Below are 25832 nucleotides of genomic sequence, written 5' to 3' on the forward strand. Positions count from 1 at the left end.
CCGGCTACAAAGGCGCCAAGCCACTCGCGGGCCAACCGTGGCGGTGGGTATACCCTGCCGACCGCGAACGCACCGACAAGGCCGTGCGGGCATTCGAACCGGGACAAATACGTCATGCCCAGCCGCGTCAGATCCAGCGCTGGTCGACCAGTTCGCGCTTCACGTAGGCATAGAACACCGGCGCGGCGACCAGGCCCGGCAGGCCGAAGGCCGCCTCCATCACCAGCATGGCCAGCAGCAGCTCCCAGGCACGCGCCTGGATCTCGCCACCGACGATGCGCGCATTGAGGAAGTACTCCAGCTTGTGGATCACGATCAGGTACAACAGCGCGGCTACGGCCACATAGAACGAGACCGACAACGCGACGATGCTGATGATCGTGTTGGAGATGATGTTGCCCACCACCGGCAGCAGGCCGGCGATGAAGGTGATCAGCACCAGCGTCTTGGAAAGGGGCAGGTGCACGCCGAACAACGGCAGCACGCCCAGCAGGAAGATGGCGGTGAAAAGGGTGTTGAGCAGGGAGATCTTCACCTGCGCGAACACCACCTGGCGGAACGCGGTGGCCAGGCGGCTGGTGCGCCCGATCAGCTCCTGCGCCAGCGGCCCCATCGTCGGCAGCGGCAGTTCGTCGTACAGCGCGATCATCGCGCCCAGCACCATGCCGATCAGTACGCGTACACCCACCTGCACCACCGAGGTACCGGCCACGCCCAGCTGGCGCTGGTGCTCGGCGGCCCAGTCATTCAGCGCCGCACGCAGCGCCGGCATGTCCTCGGGGATATACGGCTGCAGCAGCGCCGGTACCTGGTGGCGCGACGAATTGAGGATATCCATCAGCCGTGCCAGCAGGGCGTCCGGCCCACCGGTCTCGTTGCGGAAGAACGACGCCACACCGATCCCGGCCAGCACCAGCGCGCTGATGATGATTGCCGACAGCACGATCACCGCGATCGCCCGCGCCCGCCCCGGCGGCAGCTTGCCTTCCACGGTGGACGCCAGCACATGGGTCAGCTGGAACACCAGCAGGCCCGACAGCAGCGTTACCACCAGGCCGAGCTTCAGCGCCAGCCACATGCCCAACAGCATCATCAGCCAGGCCGCGATCCTCGCAACGGGGGGCTTGGGCTGGGCAACGAGGGCGTCTTGCATGGGCGGCGCGTCCGGGCGGGGTGGCCCATGGTAGAGGATTGGCGTGCCGATTCCGCGTGCAGGATGAACGGGCGTTTCGGCCTCGTTCGGCGGCAGCCGTGCCGCACTCACTCACCGTAGCTGGCTGTGTTCTTGCCCTGCCGCTTGGCGTGGTAGAGCGCGCGGTCGGCCAGTGCCAACCAGTCCTCGACACTACCGCGACGCGGCGTCGCGGCAATACCGATACTCACGCTGAACTCCACGCCCGGCGTGGCCTGCCGCGCGGCCTCCAGCAGGTGCAGGCGCACCCGCTCGGCCACGTGCATCGCATCGGCGGGCGCGCAGTCGCACAGCAGCACCACGAACTCATCGCCCCCCAGCCGCGCGGGCGTATCACCGGGCCGGGCAAAGGTGCGCAATGTCGCCGCGATATGCCGCAGCACCTCGTCACCGGCGCGGTGGCCATGCGAGTCATTGATGCGCTTGAAATCATCCACATCGAGCATCATCAGGCAGGCAAAGCCGCCCTGGCCCTGGGCCCGGTCCAGCGCCTGCTGCGCACGCAGGATCAGGAAGCCACGGTTGGCCAGCTCGACCAGCGGGTCCATCCGGCTGAGCCGCTGCAGCTGACGGTTCTGCGATTTGACCCGGCGCGCCAGCTGCCAGCTGAGAATGCTGAGGCCGATGCCATACACGAACAGGAACGGGACACTCAGCACGATCGTGCGCTGCGAGGTGACCGGCTGGTAAGGGAAGCCGAGCAACCACCAGGTGAGTGCGAAGCCCAGCAGCAGGGCCAGCGTGGCGCGCATCGCCAGGCGCACGCCACCGGCAGCGATCTTGTCGGCCACCAGCAGCGCGGCGAACAGTGCGCTGGGCACCGCGCTCAACGCCATGAAGGCGATCCAGCCACCGCCGAAGAAGGAGTCGGCCACCATGCAACGGAACTGGACGACCGCCGGCTGGCGGGAGCGCTGGGTCAGCAGCAATGCCAGTGCCGGCCACGCCAGCGCGTTGAGCAGCAGCAGGACCCACGCCAGCCCGCCATCCTGGCGTTCAAGCATGATCGAGGCGATGGGGATCGCTCCCAGTCCATTGCCGACGAAACGCATCCAGCCGATGCGACGTGCCGCGCCAATGCCTTCGACCGCGCCTTCCGCCGAATCGGTGAAGAATGGCATTGCCGCCCCCCTTGCGCGATCGCACCTGCTGCTAAGGCCCTTGCCGGGCTGCCTGCGATGAGTCTGACAGCTTTGCGTCAATTCGGGATCAAGGTTGCACGATATCGCGCGGGCCGGCTGCCACGCTCCGCGGCCCCACCCCGTGGTCACCTGCGTCGGGGCGCAGCCGTCGATCCCCGCACCATCAGGCTGAAATCCAGCGTCTGTTGAAGCGGAACATCCACCTGTTCGATGATGGCGAGCAGCAGGTTGACCGCGCGCGCGCCGATTTCCCGCATCGGCTGCCGGATGGTCGTCAGCGGCGGCGTGAGGTAGCGGGAAGACGCCAGATCATCAAAGCCGACGATGGACAGGTCTTCCGGCACGCGGATGCCCAGCTCCCGGCAGGCCGCCAGGGTGCCCAGCGCCATCTGGTCGCTGAAGCAGAAGATCGCCGTTGGTGCGGACGTGCCGTCCAGCAGCGCCATGGCAGCCGCATGGCCGGATTCCACTGAAAAATCCCCCGGCACGATGCTCAGCTGGCGCAGGCGGCCACGCACCTTGCCGGCCCCCCGTACCCCTTCCAGGCGCTGCTGGTGCAGGGGATTGTCCGGCGGCCCACCGACCACGGCGATCCGTTCATGGCCCAGTGCGTACAAGTGCTCCATGACGGCGCGTGCGGCGGCGGCATTGTCGATGTGCACACTGGGCAGGCCCAGCGCGGGATCGAACTCGCAGCCGTTGACCACCGGCGCGGCAGCCCCCCTCTGCTGGACAATCTCGCGCGCCGTCGGTGGCAGGCGATGGCCAAGCACGATCATGCCGTCGGCCTCGTTGCGCCGGAGCATCTGCGCGTAGCGTTCCTCGCGGTCGGGTTGGTCCTGCGTATCGCCCAGCAGCACCGCATAGCCGACAGCCTGCGCGGCGTCTTCCGCCCCTTGCAGGATCTGCGCGAAGAACGGGTTGGCGATATCCGGCACCGTGACCAGGATCTTGCCGCTGCGCTGGGTCTTGAGCGTGCGGGCGACCGTGTTGGGCACGTAGCCCAACGCCGCGGCGGCCTGCTCGATGCGCGTGCGCGTGGCCGGCAGCACTTTGTCCGGCCGCGAAAGTGCACGCGACACGGTGCCGGCGGAGACGCCGACGTGCTTTGCGATGTCGTAGATGGTGGCCATGGCGTTAGTTCTCCCGCCCGCTGTGCAGTGCACAACAGGTCCTGCGTGCGCCCCTGCTAGGATAATGCAATCGATTGCATCGAGGGCGAATCACGTTGAAGACGCTCAAGGGTCCAGCGCTGTTCCTGGCGCAGTTCATCGGCGACACGGCTCCTTTTGATCGGCTGGACACGCTGGCCGGATGGGCCGCGGGTCTGGGCTATTCTGGCGTACAAGTCCCCACCACGGCGCCCCACCTGTTCGATCTGGCCGAGGCCGCACGCAGCCAGGCGTACTGCGACGACCTTGCCGGCATGCTGGCCGGGCATGGCGTACAGATCACCGAGCTGTCCACCCATCTGCAGGGGCAGCTGGTCGCGGTCCATCCGGCCTACGACAGCTTGTTCGACGGATTCGCACCCGCGGACAAGCGCGGCGATCCCACGGCCCGCCAGGCCTGGGCGGTGGAGCAGCTTCTGTTGGCCGCCAAAGCCAGCCAGCGGCTGGGGCTGACCGCGCATGCCACGTTCTCCGGCGCATTGGCCTGGCCCTATTTCTATCCCTGGCCGCAGCGCCCACCGGGACTGGTGGAAGAAGCCTTCGCCGAACTCGGCCGCCGCTGGCGCCCGATCCTCGATGCCTTCGATGCCTGCGGCGTGGATCTCTGCTTCGAGATCCACCCGGGCGAGGACCTGCACGATGGCGCGACCTTCGAACGCTTCCTCGATGTGGTGGATCATCACCCCCGCGCCAAGATCCTGTACGACCCCAGCCACCTGCTGCTGCAGCAGATGGACTACCTGGGTTTCATCGACCGCTACCACGCGCGCATCGGCATCTTCCACGTCAAGGACGCGGAGTATCGCCCCAGCGCAAGCAGCGGCGTGTATGGCGGCTACCAGGACTGGATCGAGCGTCCGGGCCGCTTCCGTTCGCTCGGTGATGGCCAGATCGACTTCAAGGCGATCTTCTCGAAGTTCGCCCAGTACGACTTCCCCGGCTGGGCGGTACTGGAATGGGAATGCTGCCTGAAGCACCCCGAGGACGGCGCACGCGAGGGTGCCGCCTTCATCCGCGACCACATCATCCACGTGACCGACCGCGCCTTCGACGACTTTGCCGACAGTGGCACGGACGCCGCATCACTGCACCGCATGCTGGGAATCTGAGCCAAGACCGCCCCGGGAGGGCAAGCCATGACGCACGCCATGTCGCGCCTGGGCGCGATGATGTTTCTGCAGTTCTTCATCTGGGGGGCGTGGTTCGTCACCCTCGGAACCTACCTGGTGCAGGGCCCGCTGCAGGCCAGCGCCAGCCAGGTGGCCACCGCCTTCCTCAGCCAGTCCATCGGCGCGATCGTTGCGCCGTTCCTGGTCGGCCTGATCGCCGACCGCTACTTCGCGGCGCAGCGCATCCTCGCGGTGCTGCACCTGACCGGCGCGGTGCTGATGTGGCTGGCGTCCACCGCCACCAGCTTCAGCGTGTTCTCGGCCTGCGTGATGGGCTACATGCTGCTGTTCATGCCGACGTTGGCACTGGCCAACAGCGTGGCGATGCGGCACATGCAGTCGCCCGAGAAACAGTTCCCGCTGGTACGCGTGGCCGGCAGCATCGGCTGGATCATTGCCGGTGTGCTGATCGGCTGGCTGGGCTGGGAACAGGCCCATCGGCTTGAACTCACCTTCCGCATGGCCGCGCTGGCATCGCTGGTGCTGGGCCTGTATGCATTCACCCTGCCGCACACGCCGCCACTGGCACAGCAGCGCGATGCCGGACTGGGGCAGATCCTGGGGCTGGATTCGTTGCGACTGCTGAAGTCGCGCGCCTACCTGGTGTTTTTCCTGGCGTCCATCGCCATCTGCATCCCGCTGTCGTTCTACTACAACTTCACCAATCCGTATCTCAACGACCTGGGCGTGCGCGGCGCAGCAGGCCTGCAGTCGCTGGGCCAGGTCTCCGAAGTGCTGCTCATGCTGGCCATGCCGTTCCTGTTCGTGCGGCTGGGGGTGAAGACCATGCTGGCGGTCGGCATGGCCGCCTGGGTGGTGCGCTACGCCATGTTCGCCTTCGGCGATGCGGGCAGCGGCTTCTCGCTGCTGGTGATCGGCATCGTGCTGCACGGCATCTGCTACGACTTCTTCTTCGTCACCGGCCAGATCTACACCGATGCGCATGCCGGCCCCGCCGCGCGCAGCAGCGCGCAGGGCTTCATCACCCTGGCTACCTACGGCGTGGGAATGCTGATCGGCACCTTCCTGTCCGGCGCGGTGGTGGAGCACTTCACCACCGAGGCCGGCCCCGACTGGCAGCAGATCTGGCTGTTCCCGGCCGGCGTTGCACTGGTGGTGTTGATCGCCTTCCTGCTGCTGTTCCGCGACCGGCCGACGGTCACGGCCGCGCCCTCCACACCCTGAGGATCCCCGTCGATGCCCAAGCTTGGAATCGCCATCGTCGGCGCCGGCATGATCGGTGCAGTGCATCGTCGTGCGGCACTGCTGGCCGGTGCCGAGGTGCGCGGCGTAGCCGCCTCGTCAGCGCAGCGCGCGCATGAGGCCGCGCAGTCCTGGAATGTCCCGCGCGCCTACCGCGATATCGAGGAGGTGATCGCCGATCCGCAGGTACAGGTCGTGCACGTGTGCACGCCCAACCATCTGCACCGCGCCATGGCACAGGCTGCGCTGGAAGCCGGCAAGCACGTGATCTGCGAGAAACCGCTGGCGACGACGCTGGACGATGCACAGGCGCTGGCGGCGCTGGCCGCATCGACCGGATTGGTTGCCACGGTGCCCTTCGTCTACCGCTACCACCCAGTGGTCCGGGAGGCGCGCGCACGCATCGCCCAGGGCGATCTGGGGCCGTTGCACCTGATCCACGGCAGCTACCTGCAGGACTGGCTGCTGGATCCGGCCAGCAACAACTGGCGCGTGGACCCCGCGCTGGGAGGCACGTCGCGCGTGTTCGCCGACATCGGTTCGCACTGGTGCGACCTGGTCGAATGGGTCAGTGGCGAGGGCTTCGCCGAAGTGAACGCGGCGTTCTCCACGGTAATCGCCGAGCGTGGCGCCGTCAGCGGGCAGAGCTTCAGCACGCCAACGGCCGCCAGTGCGATGCAGGCTGTCACCAGCGAAGACGTGGCCGCAGCGATGTTCAGGACCGGCGCCGGCACGCTGGCGTCATTGACGGTCAGCCAGGTCTCGGCCGGACGCCACAACCGCCTCTGGTTCGAGATCGATGGCGCCAAGGCCAGCGTGGCCTTCAACCAGGAGGATGCCGAACGACTCTGGATCGGCCTGCCCGATCAGCGCGAGGAAACCTTCATGCGCGGCCCCGGTGCCGGCAGCGCCGAACAACGCCGCCTTTCCATGCTGCCGGCCGGGCATGCACAGGGCTACGCCCAGTGTTTCGAGGCGTTTGTGGCCGACACCTATCGCGCCATTGAAGGCGAGCGGCCGCAGGGCCTGCCCACCTTCGAAGACGGCCTGCGCTCGGCACGGATCGTCGATCGCGTCATTGCATCAGCCAGGTCACGTACCTGGACCACCATCGGTTGAATTCCGGGAGGATCTGTTGATGAAAGCTCTTTTCCGTAGAAGTGCAAGTCTCGTCCTGCTGCTCGCTGCCCTGCCCGCCTTCGCGAGCGAAGCCGCCACCACGCAGAAGCCGATCGCGGTGCAGATGTACACCCTGCGCAATGCAGGCCCGCTCGATCAGCAGTTGAAGATCGTCCACGACGCGGGCGTCCGTGCGGTGGAAACGGTCGGTACGCAGAACACCAGCGCCACCGAACTCAAGCAGCTGCTGGACCGGTATTCGATCAAGGCGGTTTCGTCGCACGTGCCACTGGCCGAGCTGCGGGGCAACCTGGATGGTGTGGTGACGTTCAACCGGTCGATCGGCAACAGCACGCTGGTGGTGCCTTACCTGGACCAGAAGGACCGCCCAACCGATGCCGCGGGTTGGACCGCATTGGGCAAGGAGCTGGGCCGCATCGCCAAGCAGGTGCGCGGCAAGGGCATGCGCCTGGCCTATCACAACCACGACTTCGAGCTGGCCGACTTCGACGGCCAGACCGGGCTGGAGCTGCTGTTCGCAGCGGCCGGCCCCGACCTGCAGACCGAGCTGGACCTGGCCTGGGTCGCACGCGCGGGCCTGGACCCGGCGGTGATGCTGGGAAAATTCCGCGGTCGCGTGTTCGCGGTGCACGCCAAGGACAATGCGCCCAAGGGCCAGGCCCAGGACGAAGACGGATTCGCCGCCGTGGGCCAGGGCGTGCTGGACTGGAACGCGATCCTGCCCGCCGCTGCGGCGGCCAAGGTGCAGTGGTACATCGTCGAGCACGACCAGCCACGCGACCCGGCCAAGGTCATCCAGACCGGCGCGGACTACCTGCGTGAACACCTGCCCGCCAACGTGCCCACCCGTGCACGGCGCTGACGCATCAAGGAGCCCCACATGAAGATGATCCTGGCAGTGGCCCTGGCCCTGGGCGGCATGAGCACTTCAACGGCAGCCCGGGCCAAGGACGATCCTGCCGCCGGCGCGAAACTCTATGCCCAGCACTGCACTGCCTGCCACGGTGCTGAACGCGCCGGCGTACCGCCTACCTTCCCGGCGCTCACCGACGTCGGCAAGCGGCTTCAGCCCGCCCAGGTCAAGGACAAGATCAGGAAGGGCGGAGGATTGATGCCGCCCTTTGCCCAGCTGTCGCAGCAGGAGATCGACGACCTCGCCAGCTATCTGGCGAAGTAGGCGGCCGGCGACCACGCCGGCCGCGTGCCGCTACAGTTCGCGCACCCAGATGTTGCGGTAGCTGACCTTGGAGTCATGCTCCTGCAGATAGAGCGGCGCGCACGCATGGGGTGCGTACGAAGGCGCACCGATGTACTCGGTCCTGCCTGCCAGCACGGTGTCGTCCTGCACGAGTACGCCGTTGTGCAGCACGGTGATGCGCGCGGGCGACGTCAGGCCGCCGCCCTGCGAGAAGCGCGGTGCCTTCCAGATGATGTCGTAGACCTGCCACTGGCCCGGTGCGCGCGAGGCGTTCACCCGTGGCATGGCCTGCTTGTAGATCGAACCCGTCTGGCCGTTGGCATACGTCGGGTTGTTGTAACTGTCCAGCACCTGCAGCTCGTACAGTTCCTGCAGGAAGATGCCGCTGTTGCCCCGGTTCTGGCCGTCGAAGCCCTTCGTCTCGGTGGGGGTACGCCATTCGACATGCAGCTGGACATCGCAGAAGCGTTGCCGGGTGCGGATGCCCTTGCTGCCCGGAACGACGGTCATGGCGCCATCGGCAACCGTCCAGGGCACGCGCCCGCCCTGCTCTGCCTCCCACGCCGAGACATCCTTGCCATCGAACAGCACGATGGCATCGGAGGGGGCCTTGCCTGGCGGCGTGGCCACGACTGCGGGCACGGGCGTCCACACTTCGGTCTTCTTCGGGTCACGCGCAGCGTCGGTACCGTCCTGAGCGAATGCGGATGCAGCGGCCAGCAGGCCGGCCGTGATCAACGCAGGGCGGATCATCAGGATGGTGTCCATCAGCTGGTCCCCCACGCGGGCGTACCGGGGACATAGGCCAGGTCACCGTCGTAGCGGCCCGGCACGGCGACGTACTGCAGCACACCGGTCGCCCCGACCTTTGAAGTGAAGAAGCCGAAGATGGCCAGCTGCTTGATCATCGTGAAGTAATGCGGCATGGCCTCGCCTTCCTCGGGAGTGCCGGTCTCGGTCACGTCGGCATTGCGTGCCTTGGCTTCGGCGTCCAGCGTTCGCAGCAACCCGGTGCGGGCTTCCGGCGTGAGCGATACGAAACGGCCACCGGCGCGCGTGTCGATGTCGGCCAGGCCGGCGCGGAACGTCGCCTGCTGCCGGGCCGTGTAACAGTCGCTGACGAACGTCGCCATGAACGCACCGGCACCCGCGTCCTTGGCCCCGGGCGTCCTTGTCCGCGGCAGGATGGTTTCGGCGATCTCGTCCAGCATGCCGATGTCGGCATCGGAGAACGCGGGCATCGCCCCGGCAGCCGGCACCTTGCCATGCACCAGCGCAGGCAGGCCAACCATGGCCGCACCGGTAGCGGCAACGATCATCTTCAACAGTTCGCGGCGATCCATCAGAGGTTCCCCGCTTTCAGTTCGCGTACCGCATGGTCGGCCGCGCGCGCGGTCAGCGCCATATAGGTCAGCGAGGGATTCACGCAGGCGCTGGAGGTCATGCAGGCACCGTCGGTCACATAGACGTTGGGGGCATCCCAGACCTGGTTGTGCTGGTTCAGCACCGAGCTCTTCCGGTCACGTCCCATGCGCGCGGTTCCCATTTCGTGGATGCCCTTGCCCGGGGCGTAGTCGTTGTCGTGCATCTTCACGTCCTTGACCCCGGCTGCCTCCAGCATCTCGGCGGCATCGGCGGCCATGTCCTTGCGCATCGCCAGTTCATTGGCGCGCATGGACACGTCCATCGCCAGCACCGGCAGTCCCCATTTGTCCTTGCGGTCGTGGTCCAGGCGGATCGTGTTGTCGTGGTGCGGCAGCATTTCACCGAACCCGGTCATGCCGATGCGCCAGTCACCCGGCACGGTCAGTGCCTCCTTCAGATCGGCGCCGATGTTGAGCTCGGCAATCTCGCGCGACCATCCGGTGCGGCTGGCACCGCCCTGGTAGCCGAACCCGCGCAGGTAGCCGCGCTTGTCGGCCGCGACGTTGCGGAATCGCGGAATGTAGAAGCCGCAGGGACGGCGGCCGAAGTAGTACTTGTCTTCGTAACCCTCGACCCGGCCCGAGGCGCCGGCCCCGAAATGATGGTCCATCACGTTGTGCCCGAGCTCCCCCGACGAGGAGCCCAGCCCCCCTTCCCAGACATCGGTGGCCGAATTCATCAGCAGCCACGTCGAGTTGAACGACGACGCGTTGAGGAAAATGACCTTGGCCGTGTACTGGTAGGTCTGCCCGGTCTCGGCATCGATGACCTCCACGCCGCGCGCGCGCTTGCGGTCCTTGTCGTAGAGCACTTCCTTGACGATCGAGAACGGCCGCAAGGTCAGATTGCCGGTCTTCATCGCCGCCGGCAGCGTCGCCGCCTGGGTCGAGAAGTAGGCACCGAAGGGACAACCCAGGATGCACTTGTTGCGGTACTGGCAGTTGACGCGCCCCTGCTCGGGCATCGGTTGGGTGATGTTGGCAGTGCGCGAGTGGATCATATGGCGCGTTCCGCCGAAGGCCTTCTTGATGCGCGCGGCCACATCCTTCTCGACGATGTTCAAGGGAATCGGCGGCAGGAACTCGCCGTCCGGCAGCACGTCCAGTCCTTCGCGCGTGCCGGCGATGCCGGCGAACTTCTCTACATGGTCGTACCACGGCGCGATATCGGCGTAGCGGATCGGCCAATCGGTGGCGATGCCGTCCTTGAGGTTGGCCTCGAAATCCAGATCGGAGAAGCGATAGCTCTGCCGCCCCCACATCAAGGAACGACCACCGACGTGGTAGCCACGGAACCAGTCGAAGCGCTTGGTCTCGATGTAGGGCGATTCCTGTTCGTTGGCCCACATCCCTTCCAGGTTCTCGGCCAGGCCGTAGTCGCGCATCAGCACCGGGAACTCGGCCTTCATTGCCTGCGTTGGCCGGTTGCGGTGCGGGAAATCCCACGCCTCCTTCATCGCGTTGACGTAGTCCTTGACGTGCTCGATGTTGCGCCCGCGTTCCAGCATCAGGACCTTCAGGCCCTTCTCGGTCAGCTCCTTCGCCGCCCAACCGCCACTGATTCCCGAGCCAACAACAATGGCGTCGTAGTGATTATCTGCCATGGGTTTCTCACCTGGGTGGATATCGTTTCAGACGTCGCAGAGGCGGATCGCCTCGCGCAATGAGGCAACGGGATCGGGCGCTGCAGGCGTGAACTCCTGCGCCAGATACCCCTTGAAACCGGTGTCGCGGATCGCGCGACAGATGGCTGGATAGTGGAGCTCCTGCTGGTCTCCGATCTCGTTCCGGCCAGGCACGCCTGCGGTGTGGTAGTGCTTGAAGCAGGCGTGATGCTTGCCGATGGTGGCGATGATGTCGCCCTCCATGATCTGCATGTGGTAGATGTCGTAGAGCAGGCCGAAATTGTCCGAGCCGAGCCGCTGGCACAGCTCTACACCCCACGCGGAGTGGTCGCACAGGTAGTCGCGATGATCGACCTTGGAGTTGAGCAGTTCCATCACCAGCACCACGCCGCGCTTCTCGGCATGTCCGAGGATGCGCTTGAGCCCGGCCTCGGCATTGGCCATGCCGTCCTGCGGGTCCATACCGTTGCGGTTGCCGGAAAAGCAGATGAGGTTTCGATAGCCGGCATCGGCGACCAGATCGATGTGCCGCGTGTAGCGTTCCACCAGCTGGTCGTGGAACTCGCGGCCGGCAAAGCCCTTGGTCAGGCCCAGTTCCGCGCCGTTGCACATCGAGCTGTACACGCCATTCGCCTTCAGCGTGGGCCAGTCTTCCGGGCCGACCAGGTCGATCGCGGCAAAGCCGATGTCCTTCACCGTCGTGCAGAGCTGGGCAACGGACAGCTGCGGGAAGGTCCAGCGTGCGACGGAATGCTTCAGGTTGCCCTTGAGTGGCGCCGTGGCGGCGAATGCGGGCAATGCGCCCGCGGTTGTCGCGGCCCCCAGGCCAATGCTGCCGGCAACTGCGATGCGCAGCGCATCGCGCCGCGTGAGCCCCCTCGAAGGAGCCGGTCTGATCGAATGGATGGACATCCACCTTCCGGCCTCCCAACCGGTATCAAACGCAACGATTCACAGCAATGCAATCGATTGCACCATAGGGGAGGAAATTGTCTGTTTGCAAGTCGCGGTGCACGAAAAACTGATGGTGCGAGGCACAACGCAGATGGCATCGCGCAAAAAGAAAAGCCCCGCATGAGCGGGGCTTTCTTTTCTGCTGCGAACGAGCGTTCGATCAGAACGGAATATCGTCGTCAGCGAAGTCATCCATCGGCGGCGCCTGCTGCGGCTGCGGACGCTGGTTGCCACCCTGGTTGCCGTAACCGCCGCCTTGGTTGCCATAGCCGCCGCCCTGGCCACCACGCTGGCCGCCACCGCCACCACCGCCGCCATACTCCTGGCGCGGAGCCTGCTGGCGCTGCGGACGATCGCCGCCGTAGTTGCCACCACCGCCGCCGCCACCGCCTTCACCGCGGCCGCCCAGCATCTGCATTTCATCGGCAATGATGTCGGTGGAGTACTTCTCCACGCCGTCCTGGCCGGTGTACTTGTCGTAGCGCAGGCTGCCTTCGACGTAGACCGAGCTGCCCTTGCGCAGGTACTCGCCGGCGATCTCGCCGAGCTTGCCGAAGAACACCACGCGGTGCCATTCGGTGCGCTCCTGCTGGTTGCCATCCTTGTCCTTGCGGACGCTGGTGGTGGCCAGGCTGATGCGGGTGATCGCCATGCCGCCCTGGGTGTACTTCACGTCCGGGTCGTTGCCGAGATTGCCGACCAGGATGACTTTGTTGATGCCGCGCGCCATAGGTACCTTCGTCCGTTGTCCAGGGGCAGACCGCCAGTGATAGCACAGCCCCGGGCGGGGGTGCAGTAGGCGAGGCCGCCCCTGTTGAAATTTGGGGGAATGCGAGAACGATGCATCTTAGCATTGCCGCCGCCATCCGCCCGATCAGAAGACCCCGGCCGCGCAGGAGGATTGAACTGATTTCCTTGTCCGGCAATGACTTACCCTCGCTTCAGTGGACATCCGGAGGGGCATTGCCGTCTGCCCATGGCATCATGCCCAGGCTCCTCCCCCTGCCCCCTCCCGCGTTCCCATGACGATCAAAGGCAAAGCCACCTCCCTGGACATCGCCCACCTGGCCGGGGTCTCCCAGCCGACCGTGTCGCGGGCCCTGCGGGGCAGCCCGATGGTCAACGCCGAGACCCGCGAGCGCATCCTGCGCATCGCCCGCGAGCTGAACTACAAGGTCGACAAGAACGCCTCCAGCCTGCGCCTGCGCAATGCCGGCACCCTGGCCCTGCTGTTCTTCGAGGACCCGACCAACGACGACTCGCTGATCAACCCGTTCTTCCATTCGATGCTCGGCTCGATCACCCGCGCCTGCGCCCTGCACGGGCAGGACCTGCTGGTCTCGTTCCAGCAGCTGTCCACCGACTGGCAGGCCGATTACGAGGACAGCAACAAGGCCGACGGCATCATCCTGCTCGGCTACGGCGACTACCACGAATCGCGCGATCGCCTGCAGCGGCTGGTTGAACAGGGCACGCACTTCGTGCGCTGGGGCGCCGCCCTGCCCGGCCAGCCCGGCGTGTCGATCGGCAGCGACAACTTCCAGGGCGGGCATGACATCACCACCCACCTGCTGCTGCAGGGCTGCCGCCGCATCGCCTTCCTCGGCCATGCCTCCAGCCATTACCCCGAATTCCAGGAGCGCTACCGCGGCCATGTCGCGGCCCTGCAGGACCACGGCCTGGCCGCCGAACCGGCACTGCAGCACGATGCGATCACCACCGAGGCGTCGGGCCAGCAAGCCTGCCAGGCGCTGCTGGCACGCGGTGAACCGATCGATGCGATCTGCGCCGCCAGCGACCTGATCGCCATCGGCGCGATGCGGGCCCTGCGCGAGGCGGGCCTGCGGGTGCCACAGGACGTGGCGGTGACCGGCTTTGACGACATCCCGCTGGCGGCCTCGGTATCCCCGGCGCTGACCACGGTGCAGCAGGACACCAAGCAGGCCGGGCAGCTGCTGGTGGAACGCCTTTTGGCCCTGATCGGGCGGCAGCCGGTGGAGAGCCAGAGCATCCCGGTGAAGCTGGTGGTGCGGGAATCGTCACTGCGCCGGTAAGCGCCGCCAGGCCTCCCGCCACGCCCCAACGTGCGACGGCGGAATTCCCCCCCCCCCCCATGACCAACGGCGGATGCGCACGGAGGCTGATGCGCGGATAACGCGCAGACATCGCCCATGGAAAGGTGTACGTCGCATGCTGAAGATCGATTCGCTGTCCAAGACGTACGCCAACGGCGTGCATGCGCTCAACAACGTCACCCTGGACATCCCGCGCGGCATGTTCGGCCTGCTCGGCCCCAACGGCGCCGGCAAGTCCTCGCTGATGCGCACGCTCTCCACCCTGCAGGAGGCCGACAGCGGCACGGCGACGCTCAGCATTCCAGACGAGGCGCCGATCGACGTGCTGCGCGACAAGGACGCGGTGCGCCGCCGGCTGGGCTACCTGCCGCAGGATTTCGGCGTGTACCCGAAAGTCAGCGCGCTGGACCTGCTGGAGCATTTCGCCGTGCTCAAGGGCCTGACCCAGCGCGCGCAGCGCCGCGAGGTGGTCGATGGGCTGCTGCAGCAGGTGAACCTGTGGGACGCGCGCAAGCGCAAGCTGGGCACCTACTCCGGCGGCATGCGCCAGCGCTTCGGCATTGCCCAGGCGCTGCTGGGTGACCCGCGGCTGGTGATCGTCGATGAACCCACCGCCGGCCTCGACCCGGAAGAACGCAACCGCTTCCTCAACCTGTTGGCGGCGATCGGCGAGAACGTGGCGGTGATCCTCTCCACCCACATCGTCGAGGACGTGACCGATCTGTGCCCGACGATGGCGATCATGAACAAAGGCCAGGTGCTGCTGACCGGGCGCCCGGCCGATGCCATCGACGCCCTGCAGCAGCAGGTCTGGCGCAAGCAGGTCGATCCTTCGGAACTGGCCGACCACGAGGCACGCTACGTGGTGCTGTCCACCCGCCTGGTCGGTGGCCGCCCGGTGATCCACGTGCACAGCGCCAACGACCCTGGCGACGGCTTCGCGGCCGTGGCTCCCGACCTCGAGGATGTGTACTTCCAGCGCCTGCGCCTGCAGGCCCGTGCCCGCGCGGCAGCCTGAGCGGAGCACGCCATGATCTTCAATTTCTTCCGCTTCGAACTGCGCGAGCAGCTGCGTTCCCCGCTGCTGTGGCTGCTGGCCGGGCTGTTCGCCCTGCTTGCCTTCGCCGCCGCCTCCAGCGACGCCGTGCAGATCGGTGGCGGCGCCGGCAACGTGCACAGCAACGCGCCCACCGTGATCGCGCAGATGCTGGGCATCTTCACCCTGCTCGGCATGCTGGTCACCGCGCTGTTCGTCAGCAACGCGCTGTTGCGTGACTTCGAACTCGGCACTGCCGAACTGATCTTCGCCAGCCCGGTGAAGCGCCGCGATTACCTGGCCGGGCGCATCGCTGCCGCCCTGGCGGCCGGGCTGCTGGTCTACATCCTGATCGCGTTCGGCCTGTGGCTGGCGCCGTTCATGCCATGGGTCGATCCCGAGCGCATGGGCCCGATCAGCTGGCAGGGCTATGCCTGGACGTTCGCGGTCATCGTCATTCCGAACCTGTTGTTCACCACCGCACTGCTGTCGCTGCTGGCAGCGCTGACCCGCTCGATCCTGTGGGTCTACATCGGCCTGGTGGCCTACCTCGTCCTGTACGGCGCCAGCGCGGCCCTGCTGCGCGACATCGACAATACGTGGATCGCGGTGCTAAGCGAACCGCTGGGCATGCGCGCACTCGGCCGTACCATCCGCTACTGGTCCACTGCCGAACGCAACGACGGGATTCCCGAGCTGGCCGGTTACCTGCTGGCCAACCGCGCCCTGTGGTTGGGCGTGGCTGCCGCGCTGTTCGCCGCCACCTTCGCGCTGTTCCGCACCGAACGCAGCGGCAGTGGCCGTCCGCGCTGGGGCCGCAGACAGGCGCAACCGGCTGCCGATGCCAGCGTGGTCCGCCCCACCCGCGCGACACTGCCGCGCGTGATACCGGCGTTCACTGCCAGCACGGCGTGGCAGCAGTTCCTGCGCCAGGTCCGCTTCGATACACGCGGCGTCCTGCGCAGCGTGCCGTTCATCGTGCTGCTGGTATTGGGCCTGGCCAACTTCCTGCCCAGCGCGCTGTTCCGGCAGACCCTGTACGGCACCTCGATCTGGCCGGTCACCTCGCAGATGATCATGGGCCTGCAGGGGGCCTTCAGCTGGCTGCTGGTGATCATCGTGCTGTTCTTCGCCGGTGAGCTGGTCTGGAAGGAACGCAGTGCGCGCATCAATGAAGTGACCGATGCCATGCCGGTGCCGAACTGGGTGCCGCTGCTGGCCAAGTTCACCGCACTGCTGGCCGTGATCATCTGCTTCCAGGCCGCCGGCGCGCTGGCGGCGATGGGCGTGCAGCTGGCCAAGGGCTACACGCATCTGGAGCCGCTGCTCTACCTGCGCAGCCTGGCGCTGGATTCGGTGGTCTACATCCTCATGGGGGGTCTGGCGCTGGTGCTGCAGGTGCTCACCAACAACAAGTTCGTCGGTTACGCATTGCTGATCGTGGTGATGATCGGCCAGGGCGTGCTCGGCCTGCTCGACTACACGCAGAACCTGTACAACTTCGGCAGCTGGCCCAACGCGCCCTATTCGGACATGAACGGCTACGGCCACTTCCTGACCGGGCAGCTGGCGTTCCAGGGCTACTGGGCGCTGTTCCTGCTGACCTTGATGTGCCTGGCGTCGGCCTTCTGGGTACGAGGTGTCAGCCAGAGCCTGCGCCAGCGCCTGGCCCTGGCCGGCCGTCGCCTGCGCGGCCCGACCGGTGCCTTCGCCGCAGTGGCCGCCCTTGCCTTTGTCGCCGTGGGCGGCTGGCTGTACTGGAGCACCAACATCCGCAACGAGTTCATCTCGCCCGACCAGCAGCTGGATCTGCAGGCCCGCTACGAGCGCGAGCTGTCGAAGTACCGCAACCTGCCGCAGCCCCGCATCGTGGCGGTGGACAACCGCGTGGACCTGTTCCCGGAATCGCAGTCGATGGTGATCGATGCAAACTGGACGGTGCGCAATACCCACGCCACGCCGATCCAGGACGTGCACGTCTCGATGGGCGATGACAAGCAGCTGGTCGCGGTCGACCTGGGTGGGCAGACACTATCGATGCATGACGCCGATCTCGGCTACCGCATCTACCGCCTGCAGAAACCGCTGCAGCCGGGCGAAAGCCGACGTGTCCATTTCCGGGTGGTGCAGAAAACCCAATGGCATCACCGCCGGCCAGGCACCGAGCAACATCGTGGGCAACGGCACGTTCTTCAACAGCCGCGTACTGCCGTCGTTCGGCTACAACGAGGGCGCGGAGATCACCGACCGCAACGAGCGGCGCAAGCGCGACCTGGGTGAGCCGCGGCGCATGCCCAAGCTGGAAGACCAAGCCGCGCGTGCCAACACGTACATAGCCAACGATGCCGACTGGCTCGACTTCCGCACCACGGTCTGCACGGCACCGGACCAGGTGGCGTTGGCGCCGGGCTACCTTCTGAAGGAGACCACGGTAAATGGCCGGCGCTGCTTCAGCTATGCCATGGATCGACCGATGCTGAACTTCTACGCCTATCTGTCGGCGCGCTGGGAGGTGCGCAAGGCAAAGTACAAGGACATACCGATCGAGGTCTACTTCGATCCGGCGCACGGCTACAACGTGGACCGGATGATCGAAGCGGTGCAGAAATCGCTGGCCTACTACGAGGCGAACTTCACCCCGTACCAGCATCGCCAGGTGCGCATCATCGAGTTCCCAGGCTATGCGCGCTTCGCGCAGTCGTTCGCCAACACCATCCCCTACTCCGAGGCCATCGGTTTCATCGCCGACCTGCGTGACCCGGACAAGGTGGACTACGTGTTCTACGTGACTGCGCACGAGATCGCACACCAGTGGTGGGCGCACCAGGTGATCGGTGCCAACGTGCAGGGCGCGACGGTGCTGTCCGAATCGTTGTCGCAGTACTCTGCGCTGATGGTGATGGAGCAGGAGTACGGCCGCCAGCACATGCGCCAGTTCCTCAAGCGCGAACTGGACGGCTACCTGTCCGGCCGCGGCGGCGAGGCCATCGAGGAACAGCCGCTGGAACGTGTGGAGAACCAGCAGTACATCCACTACCAGAAGGGTTCGCTGGTGTTCTACCGGCTGCGCGAGGAGATCGGCGAGCAGGCGCTTAACCGCGCATTGAAGCGCTTCCTGCAGGACAAGGGGTACCAGCAACCGCCGTACACCACCTCACGCGAGCTGCTGGACTACATCCGCGCCGAGACCCCGGCCGACCGCCAGCAGCTGGTCACCGACCTGTTCGAGAAGATCAGCTTCTACGACAACCGCGTGATGGCCGCCAGCGCCCGCAAGCGCGATGACGGCCGCTACGACGTGACCCTGGACCTGCACGCCGCCAAGCAGTACGCCGACGGCAAGGGCAAGGAGAGCGACGGAAAGATGGATGACTGGGTCGAGGTCGGCGTGTTCGCCAATGGGCCGTCGGGCAAGGAGCGCGACCAGAAGGTGCTGTACCTGCAGCGCCACCACATCACCAGCGCCGATCCGAAGATCACGGTAACGGTGGACGAAAAGCCGGATGAAGCGGGCTTCGACCCGTACAACAAGCTGATCGACCGGGTGAGCGATGACAACCGGCGCAAGGTAACGATGTGAGGTATGCGGTGGTGCCAGTCAAATGGCTGGCATCACTGCTGCAGACAGAAACGACATGCCACGCCCAATTGCGTCATTTAAATTCCTGATTGGCCAGAGATGCAGGGACACCACCAGATTCCATTTCAAGGCAAGCGATACTCTCCGTGAACCTTCGAGAGGCCGCGATGACATCCAGCCATATCTACTTCGCCGCACACGGAATCTCCGCATCAGTGAACTGGGCAGCCGAGGTATTGGCCGACTGTGGTCTTGAGCTCGAATTGGAGCTGGATGGGAACAGTGTTCTCATTACGGGCGATGAAGACGTTCGCCTGCGGCTCTCTCTCAACGACGCGCCCCATGTCCTCCAGGAAGCCATCGAGCTAGCGCATGGCACTGGACACGTACATGCCATGAGCCAGTGCACGGCCAGATTCGAGATCTCAATCACCGACCTGGAGGCGGTTTTGGATGAGATGAACACGCTGATCGAGGTCCAGCAGACACTGCTCACCGCCGTGGACGGTGTCCTGTGGAACGAGTGGAACGAAGCACTCAGCCGGTGATTTCCGGCTGAGGCCTGGCCTTCGGCCCCAGCAACGCCAGCAGCACATAGACCACGATCGAGGCGACGGTACCGAGCGCCGCCGGCAACCCGAATGCCCACGCCGAACGGCGCTGCTGGCGCGCCCACTGGGCCAGATGCCAGGCCGCGCCCAGGTTGATCAGCCAGGCAATGACGAACACCGGCCATAGCACCATGCCCACCGCGCGCAGCAGGGGCATGGACACCAGCGCGGCAGCGATCGCCGCGATCAGGAAGATCAGGGCCGAGCGGGAATGGCGTGATCGTGCCGGTGCGTCGGCGGGTGATTCGCTGAATTCCATGGAGAGAGCCTCGATGCCGATGTTGTCCAAAGGGGATCACGTACGGTGCCCGAAGAGAAGCTCTCTGTAGTATCGAGCCGTGCTCGACTGATCCGGCATTGCGCGAACGGCAGCCGAGCATGGGCTCGGCTCTACATGACAATCAACCCTGGGCGAAGTCCTTCAGGATCTCGCCAACGCCGCTGGGCGAGATCTCAAAGCCCAGCGAAGTACCCGGGTTGATCACCACGCCGTAGCCACCCGGCACGCGGCGCAGCACGTCCAGCATCAGCCAGCGGATCTGGTGTTCGGCCTGCTGGCTGTAGACGCCCACCCGCGACGGATCGGTGAACACCGCCACATGCAGGGTGCCCTGCTTGTCGAACAGCAGCGGGTCGAAGCCGCTGCCGTCCGGGGTGACCAGGCTGCCGGTCAGCAGCACTACCTCGGAAGCGACGAAGGCTTCCATGAAGGTGCGGATCGGCACCGCCTCGTCCATCGCCGCCTTCAGCAGGGTTTCGATCGGGGTCTGCGGGGCGAGGTCGGTCATGGCGATACGGCGGGGCGTGAGGGGTGCCTATTGTGCCGGATATGGTCACCCCGGTAGTGCCGGCCGCTGGCCGGCACCTGAAGGTGCCGTTGATCCATGGGTTGCCGGCCAGCGGCCGGCACTACCGCCCCAGACGCACGTCCCGCGCCCGCTGGTCGGCCATCGCCTTGTCCAGCTCGGCCTGCAGGGCCGGCTGCTGCACGGCGGCATCGAGCACGTACACCTTCACCCCGTGCGCCGGCACTTCGGCCCTCAGGGAGGCATCCACCTGCAACGAACCGCCGTCCAGCGCATCACGCCAGCGGCCTGCCTGGACGTACCGCGCCACGGTGAAGGTCTTCGCACTGTCGCCCTTGTTCAGCAGCACCAGCGCGGTCTGCGCCACCTCGCCATGCTGCAGCACGCGGAAGAACACCGCCTCATCACCCTGCAGGCGCTCGTTCACCTGCAGGCCGCGCTGCAGCGCCGGGGTGGCTTCGCGCAGCCTGGCGATACGCTGCAGCGGCGCGAAGATCGGGCTCTTCGGCGCCGCATCCACACGCGGCTGGCCGAAGTACGCACGATTGCCGGCATGCTCGGCACGGCCACGCATGAAGCCCGTCTCCGAACCGTAATAGACCACCGGAATGCCGCGCGCGGTGAACAGCCAGTTGTGCGCATCGATGAAGCCATCGTCGCTGGCCTGCAGGCGCGGCATGTCGTGGTTGTCGTAGAAGCTCATCAGCTCGTACGGGTTGGCGTACGGTCCGCCGCTCAGGTGCAGCGGCTCGGCCAGGGTCTCGAAGCCCTTGTTGGCGGTGCCGAAGGTCTGCTCCAGCGCGCCGCGCAATGGGAAATCGAGCACGCTCACGTTCGCGTTGGCGGGCCAGGTGTGCTCGGCGATGCGCGCGGCATCGTAGTCGAACGCTTCGCCGAACATGAACATGCCCGGATGCTCGGCGCGGATGCGCTTGACGAATTCATGCCACCACGGGTGCGGCAGCCAGCCGATGGTGTCGATGCGCAACGCGTCCACGCCCTGCGCGGTCCACTGCAGGTAGGCGCCGACCAGGTAGTCCATCACCGCCGGATTGTCCTGGTTGAAGTCCGACAGCTCGGCCAGATTGCCGTCGAAGATCGAGCCGTCCTTGCTGTCGACCGGACCGATGTTGTTGTAGAACGCGTGCAACGGGTTGTGCTTCGGATCCAGTTTCTGCGGTGGCAGGTTCTGGTGGTCGGCGATCAATTTTCCGTCCTTGTCGAAGATCTGCCCGAACTGGGGCTGCCGTGTCGGCATGGTCCAGGCCGGCGAACCGTGGTTGCCTACGATATCCAGCACCACCTTCAAGCCAGCACCGTGCAGGCCCTTGGTCAGCCCGGCGAAGTCCAGGTCCCTGCTCGGCAGGTGCTCGTCGAGCTTGTAGAAATTGATGCCCCAGTAGCCGTGGTAACCGGTCTTGCCGCGGTCGGTCAGCGTGCTGGTGCAGCTGATCGGCTTGCTGCCGGTAAAGGCCTCGTCCGGGTTGTCGACGATGGGCGTGATCCACACCGCACCGAAGCCCAGGTTGCGGATGTACTGCGCATTGTCGAGCACGCCACGGAAGTCGCCGCCGAGATAGCCGATGTTGCCGTCCACCTTGTCCGGGCACGGCACCGGGATATCCAAGGTGCGGTGCGCGCCACCCTGGTCACGATGGTCGTTGGACGGATCACCGTTGACAAAGCGGTCGGTGACCACGAAGTACACCGCATCGCTGGCGAACGGCTCGGTGGTGCCGACGTAGTCCGGGCGCGGCGCGGCCGCGGCCTGGCCGGCGAACAGGGCAAGGGAAACAGCAACAGCCAGGACACCACGCATCACACCACCTCCGGACGGGACGGAACCCGCAGCACGCACAGGCCGGCCAGGAACAGGCTGCAGCCGCCCAGCACCAGCACATGCATCGGCTGGCCACCCAGCCATGCGCGCAGGGCAAAGCCAAGCGCACTGGCCGCCACCAGCTGCGGAATCACGATGAAGAAATTGAAGATGCCCATGTACACACCCATCTTCGACGCCGGCACGCTGTCGGACAGCAGTGCATACGGCAACGACAGGATCGAGGCCCAGGCAAAGCCCACACCCACCATCGACAGCAGCAGCCAGTGCGGGTCGCGGATGAACATCAGCGAGACCAGGCCGGCGCCGCCCAGCCACAGGTTGACCAGGTGGCTCCAGCGCAGGCCGATCGCACGCGCCATCGGCGGAATCAGCACCGCCGCCAGCGCAGCGAAGCCGTTGTAGGCGCCAAACAGCACGCCCACCCAGTTGGCACCTTCGTTGTAGGCGGCCGACTGTGGATCGGTCGAACCGAAGTGGGTACCGGCCACCGCAGCGGTGGTGTAGATCCACATGGCGAACAGCGCGAACCACGAGAAGAACTGCACCCACGCCAGGCGGCGCATGGTGACCGGCATCGCGCGCAGGTCGCCGACGATGGCGGCCAGCATATGCGTGGCCGGCAGCGCGCGCGCCGCCGCCAGCAGCAGGCCGTAGCCGGCGCACAGGCCGGCCAGCACGTACAGCATCCTGTCGCCTTGCCGCCAGGTGATCAGCAGCGCCAGCAACACACCCAACCCAAGCCACAGGGTCACCCGCGTCCATGAAGCCGGGCCGTTGATCGCGGCCGCCGCGTGATGTTCCGGTGGCTCGGCATCATCGAACCCGGCCAGCTCCGCTGGTGAATATTCGCGGGTGCTGACCACCGTCCAAGTGATCGCCGCGAGCAGCACCACCGCGCCGAAGTAGAACGCATAGCGCACAGTGTCGGGCACTTCCCCGGCGGCCGCGGTGTTGGCAACGCCGAAGTGGGCCAGGATGAATGGCAGGAAGCTGGCGACGATGGCGCCCACGCCGATGAAGAAGCTCTGCATCGCGTAGCCGGCCGGACGCTGGCGTGGCGCCAGCTGGTCGCCGACAAAGGCACGGAACGGCTCCATCGATACGTTGATCGAGGCATCCAGCACCCACAGCGTGCCGGCCGCGATCCACAGCGTCGGCGAGTTCGGCATCACCAGCAGCGCCAGCGTGGTCAACACCGCACCGATCATGAAGTACGGACGACGACGACCCCAGCGGGTCCAGGTGCGGTCGGACAGGTAACCGATCACCGGTTGCACCAGCAGGCCGGTCAGCGGCGCGGCAATCCACAGCCCGGGTACCGCGTCGATGTCCGCACCCAGCGTCTCGAAGATGCGGCTGGCGTTGGCGTTCTGCAGGGCGAACCCGAACTGGATGCCGAGGAAGCCGAAACACATGTTCCAGATCTGCCAGAACGACAGCTGCGGTTTGGCGGGACGATTCATCGTGCCCCCTCTTCCATCGCCACCGGCGCCACCGTCAGCGCCTGCACCTGGGCCTGGTTGAGCACGCCCTCGCGGCCGCCCTTGCCACCGGTGTAGTGCGCGAAATGTTCAAGCGCGCTCATGTTGAAGCCCTCTTCAAGCGCAACCGTGCATTGCCCCTTTGGCACCGTGAATGTTGCCGAGGTCGAGTCCTGCACGGCCACGCTGTGCGGCAGCGTGACCGTATGCCGCTGCAACGGCTGGCCCGGGCACTGCAGCACCAGCTGCTTGACCGCAGCCGTGACGCCGGTGTTGATCGGCCCGTTCGGGTTTCGATATTGCAGGCGCAGGCGAACCTGCCCGGCCTTGGCCGAGGTGAATTGCCAGCGCTGCGCACCCTTCAGCACCTGCTGCGGACCGACGCAGACCATTGGGCTGTGCAGCGATTCCAACGCGCCTTCGCGTCGGGTCAGGCTGAGGCAATGCTGCAGCCCATCGTCGCTGATCTGCACCTGGCCATTGCTGGCGACGACGGCCCTGCCGTCCTTCCACAGAACCTGCCCGGCTTGCACCGGAACGTTCCAACCCGTGCCCCTGCGCAGGGCCTGCGGTGCCGCCGGTGTTGCGGGCGCACGCGCGTTGGCATCCGCAGTCGTGGCAGCGAAGCCTGTTGCTGCCGGGGCAGTCACCAGCTGCACCGTGGTGGTCGTGCCGCGCGTGGTGGTCCAGCCCGCCACCAGCAAGCCATCGCCCACGCTCTGCGGACGCTCCAGCACATAGCGCTTGCCAGTGACTTCCAGGCTGATGCTGCGCTGCGTGCCGAACAGTTCCGGCACCAGCGCGGCCGGCAGCTTGGGCTGCACGCGGCCATCGTCCTGCACGCCGAACACGCCTTCGACCACCATCGACAGATACCCGGCCACCGACCACAGCTGGCGTTCGGAGTTGACCACCGGGCCGCTCAGCGCGCCTTCCTCGACATGCACGGCCTGGCTGACCAGCTCGTAGTTCTCCATGTTGGAACCGGCCAGCGCGGCGCCCCGCATCAGCGAACGGATCTCGGCGGCGATGCGCGGCGCATCGTCCAGCTGCCGCGCCGCACGCAGCGAGTAGGCGCTGACAAACGGCCAGATCGCACGGTTGTGGTAGATCGGCTGCTGCGCTTCCTGCGGCCAGACCACGGGGCTGCCGGCTGGCCCCATCGGGTAAGCAGCCAGTGCACGGCGCGCGCGCTCGGGCGGCAGCACCTCGGCGAGGATGCCCAGCGACAGGCCCAGCAGATCGACCTTGGCGTACGGCACCGGGTGCGCGGCTTCGCCGATGTAGCTCATGTACTGGTCGATATCCTCGCGCCAGAAGCGCGCATCGATCTGCTGCGCCAACGCATCGGCCCACGCCTTGTAGTCGGCCGCGCGGGCGTCGCCGTGCTGGCCGGCCAGGCGTTCGGCCAGGCGCAGTGCCTGGTAGTGCAGCACGTTGGTGGACAGTGCGTAGGAATCACCGATGAAGCGCACGTCCTCGCGGGTCCAGTCCGGATAGGTCTGCTCGCGCCAGTCCAGGAACGAGGTCTCGCCACGATACAGGCCCACCTGCGCGTCGAACACCATCGCGCGGTCCTGCGCCAGCGTGCCCTTCAGCGCCTGCCAGACCTGGTCGGCAAACGCGCGATCCTCCAGCAGATGACGTGCCGCCAGGAACCACACCACGCGATCGCTGCTGATCGGCCAGCTGCCACCGGAACCGGTGTCCTGCGCCACGAACAGGCCGGGCGTGTGCCCGTCGCGCGCCACCGACAGCTTGAACTGCAGCGACTGCCGGGTGCGCTCCGGGTCCAGCCGCGCCAGCGCCAGATCGGCGGCGAAGCTGACATCGCGGGTCCACACATAGGGCCAGCGCGCGCCGGTCTGGAAGCACTCGCACGGCACCGGTCGGCCTTCGTCGAACGCGGGATCGCGAATCGCGTCCACGCGGTCCTGGTCCATCTCCTGCTGGGCCAGCGCGAACAACGCGTCGAACATCGCGCTGCCGGTCTGGCTGCGCATCGGTGCGGGTGCGATCTGCACTGCGCCCTTCGGCGCATGCAGCACGAAGCTGCCGTTGGCAGCGGCTTCGGCGCGCGCATGGCGGCCGTCGAATTGCAGGTCGGCCGCCTGCGCGGTCGATCCCAGCGCTGCCCCCAGGGCAGCGGTCAGGCAAATGATCTTCAGCATCGAAGCGGCG

At 66.3% G+C, this 25832-nt stretch carries 21 protein-coding genes and 1 pseudogene; 9 read left to right on the forward strand and 13 right to left on the reverse strand.

All coding sequences use genetic code 11. The features are described 5' to 3' along the window. Positions 1-127: 127 nt before the first annotated feature. The 3 genes from H4O10_RS12910 to H4O10_RS12920 form a co-directional block, all read right to left on the reverse strand. Positions 128-1153, reverse strand: coding sequence for an AI-2E family transporter (locus H4O10_RS12910; protein WP_005408485.1), 1026 nt, complete (start codon positions 1151-1153; stop codon positions 128-130). Between the two features lie 107 nt (positions 1154-1260). Further along, entirely contained in the window at positions 1261-2313 is a 1053-nt protein-coding gene (locus H4O10_RS12915; protein WP_049453204.1) for a sensor domain-containing diguanylate cyclase, read from the reverse strand. Positions 2314-2459: 146 nt separating this feature from the next. Continuing rightward, positions 2460-3467 carry a LacI family DNA-binding transcriptional regulator gene (locus H4O10_RS12920; protein ID WP_024956977.1) on the reverse strand — a complete coding sequence of 336 codons (1008 nt, stop codon included), beginning with the start codon at positions 3465-3467 and terminating at the stop codon, positions 2460-2462. A gap of 95 nt (positions 3468-3562) precedes the next feature. Between H4O10_RS12920 and H4O10_RS12925 the strand changes: the two genes are divergently transcribed. The 5 genes from H4O10_RS12925 to H4O10_RS12945 are packed head-to-tail and all read left to right on the forward strand — an operon-like array spanning position 3563 to position 8195. Continuing rightward, entirely contained in the window at positions 3563-4615 is a 1053-nt protein-coding gene (locus tag H4O10_RS12925) for a sugar phosphate isomerase/epimerase family protein (RefSeq protein WP_049453202.1), read from the forward strand. Between the two features lie 27 nt (positions 4616-4642). Further along, positions 4643-5860 carry a nucleoside permease gene (locus H4O10_RS12930; RefSeq protein ID WP_049453200.1) on the forward strand — a complete coding sequence of 406 codons (1218 nt, stop codon included), beginning with the start codon at positions 4643-4645 and terminating at the stop codon, positions 5858-5860. A gap of 12 nt (positions 5861-5872) precedes the next feature. Then, positions 5873-6997 (forward strand): Gfo/Idh/MocA family oxidoreductase, encoded by a 1125-nt coding sequence (locus H4O10_RS12935; RefSeq protein ID WP_049453198.1) that lies wholly within the window; start codon positions 5873-5875, stop codon positions 6995-6997. 19 nt (positions 6998-7016) lie between these two features. Further along, a complete protein-coding gene (locus H4O10_RS12940) occupies positions 7017-7880 on the forward strand; it encodes a sugar phosphate isomerase/epimerase (protein ID WP_049453196.1) in 864 nt (287 codons plus the stop codon). Between the two features lie 18 nt (positions 7881-7898). After that, entirely contained in the window at positions 7899-8195 is a 297-nt protein-coding gene (locus H4O10_RS12945; RefSeq protein WP_005412561.1) for a cytochrome c, read from the forward strand. A gap of 30 nt (positions 8196-8225) precedes the next feature. On the opposite strand, the gene H4O10_RS12950 is transcribed toward H4O10_RS12945, so the two are convergent. From H4O10_RS12950 to H4O10_RS12970, 5 genes are all read right to left on the reverse strand, one after another. Next, positions 8226-8984, reverse strand: a complete 759-nt coding sequence (locus H4O10_RS12950) for a DUF1080 domain-containing protein (protein WP_049453242.1) — start codon at positions 8982-8984, stop codon at positions 8226-8228. Further along, positions 8984-9559 (reverse strand): gluconate 2-dehydrogenase subunit 3 family protein, encoded by a 576-nt coding sequence (locus H4O10_RS12955; RefSeq protein WP_005412559.1) that lies wholly within the window; start codon positions 9557-9559, stop codon positions 8984-8986. Before H4O10_RS12955 ends, H4O10_RS12950 begins: the two co-directional genes overlap by 1 nt. Then, the gene (locus H4O10_RS12960; protein WP_033833418.1) at positions 9559-11244 is read right to left on the reverse strand and encodes a GMC family oxidoreductase; all 1686 of its coding nucleotides are present in this window, start codon (positions 11242-11244) and stop codon (positions 9559-9561) included. The genes H4O10_RS12955 and H4O10_RS12960 overlap by 1 nt, the downstream gene beginning before the upstream one ends. Before the next feature lie 27 nt (positions 11245-11271). Beyond that, positions 11272-12177 carry a TIM barrel protein gene (locus H4O10_RS12965; protein ID WP_033833417.1) on the reverse strand — a complete coding sequence of 302 codons (906 nt, stop codon included), beginning with the start codon at positions 12175-12177 and terminating at the stop codon, positions 11272-11274. Between the two features lie 202 nt (positions 12178-12379). Further along, positions 12380-12949 (reverse strand): single-stranded DNA-binding protein, encoded by a 570-nt coding sequence (locus tag H4O10_RS12970; protein ID WP_033833413.1) that lies wholly within the window; start codon positions 12947-12949, stop codon positions 12380-12382. 292 nt (positions 12950-13241) lie between these two features. Between H4O10_RS12970 and H4O10_RS12975 the strand changes: the two genes are divergently transcribed. From H4O10_RS12975 to H4O10_RS12990, 4 genes and pseudogenes are all read left to right on the forward strand, one after another. Next, positions 13242-14273, forward strand: a complete 1032-nt coding sequence (locus tag H4O10_RS12975) for a LacI family DNA-binding transcriptional regulator (RefSeq protein ID WP_049453193.1) — start codon at positions 13242-13244, stop codon at positions 14271-14273. Between the two features lie 136 nt (positions 14274-14409). Beyond that, positions 14410-15312 carry an ABC transporter ATP-binding protein gene (locus tag H4O10_RS12980; protein WP_049452250.1) on the forward strand — a complete coding sequence of 301 codons (903 nt, stop codon included), beginning with the start codon at positions 14410-14412 and terminating at the stop codon, positions 15310-15312. A gap of 12 nt (positions 15313-15324) precedes the next feature. Continuing rightward, positions 15325-18910, forward strand: a pseudogene (locus tag H4O10_RS12985) (ABC transporter permease subunit). A 146-nt stretch (positions 18911-19056) separates the two neighbouring features. Beyond that, on the forward strand, positions 19057-19458 hold the full coding sequence (locus H4O10_RS12990; RefSeq protein ID WP_227860021.1) for a hypothetical protein: 402 nt from the start codon (positions 19057-19059) through the stop codon (positions 19456-19458). Here H4O10_RS12990 and H4O10_RS12995 read toward each other — a convergent pair. From H4O10_RS12995 to H4O10_RS13015, 5 genes are all read right to left on the reverse strand, one after another. Continuing rightward, positions 19448-19780, reverse strand: coding sequence for a hypothetical protein (locus H4O10_RS12995; RefSeq protein WP_033833424.1), 333 nt, complete (start codon positions 19778-19780; stop codon positions 19448-19450). The two genes, H4O10_RS12990 and H4O10_RS12995, sit on opposite strands and share 11 nt — an antisense overlap. Before the next feature lie 142 nt (positions 19781-19922). After that, positions 19923-20309, reverse strand: coding sequence for an SseB family protein (locus H4O10_RS13000; protein ID WP_033833409.1), 387 nt, complete (start codon positions 20307-20309; stop codon positions 19923-19925). 121 nt (positions 20310-20430) lie between these two features. Beyond that, the gene (locus H4O10_RS13005; RefSeq protein ID WP_049452249.1) at positions 20431-22146 is read right to left on the reverse strand and encodes an alpha-amylase family glycosyl hydrolase; all 1716 of its coding nucleotides are present in this window, start codon (positions 22144-22146) and stop codon (positions 20431-20433) included. Then, positions 22146-23633: an MFS transporter gene (locus H4O10_RS13010; RefSeq protein WP_033833407.1), complete on the reverse strand. Its 1488-nt coding sequence runs from the start codon at positions 23631-23633 to the stop codon at positions 22146-22148. Before H4O10_RS13010 ends, H4O10_RS13005 begins: the two co-directional genes overlap by 1 nt. Then, positions 23630-25822, reverse strand: a complete 2193-nt coding sequence (locus tag H4O10_RS13015; protein ID WP_049452248.1) for a Six-hairpin glycosidase-like protein — start codon at positions 25820-25822, stop codon at positions 23630-23632. Before H4O10_RS13015 ends, H4O10_RS13010 begins: the two co-directional genes overlap by 4 nt. Between the last annotated feature and the right edge of the window lie 10 nt (positions 25823-25832).

The sequence above is a fragment of the Stenotrophomonas sp. I18B00994 genome (genome assembly GCF_014145825.1).
GTDB classification, from domain to species: Bacteria; Pseudomonadota; Gammaproteobacteria; order Xanthomonadales; family Xanthomonadaceae; genus Stenotrophomonas; species Stenotrophomonas maltophilia.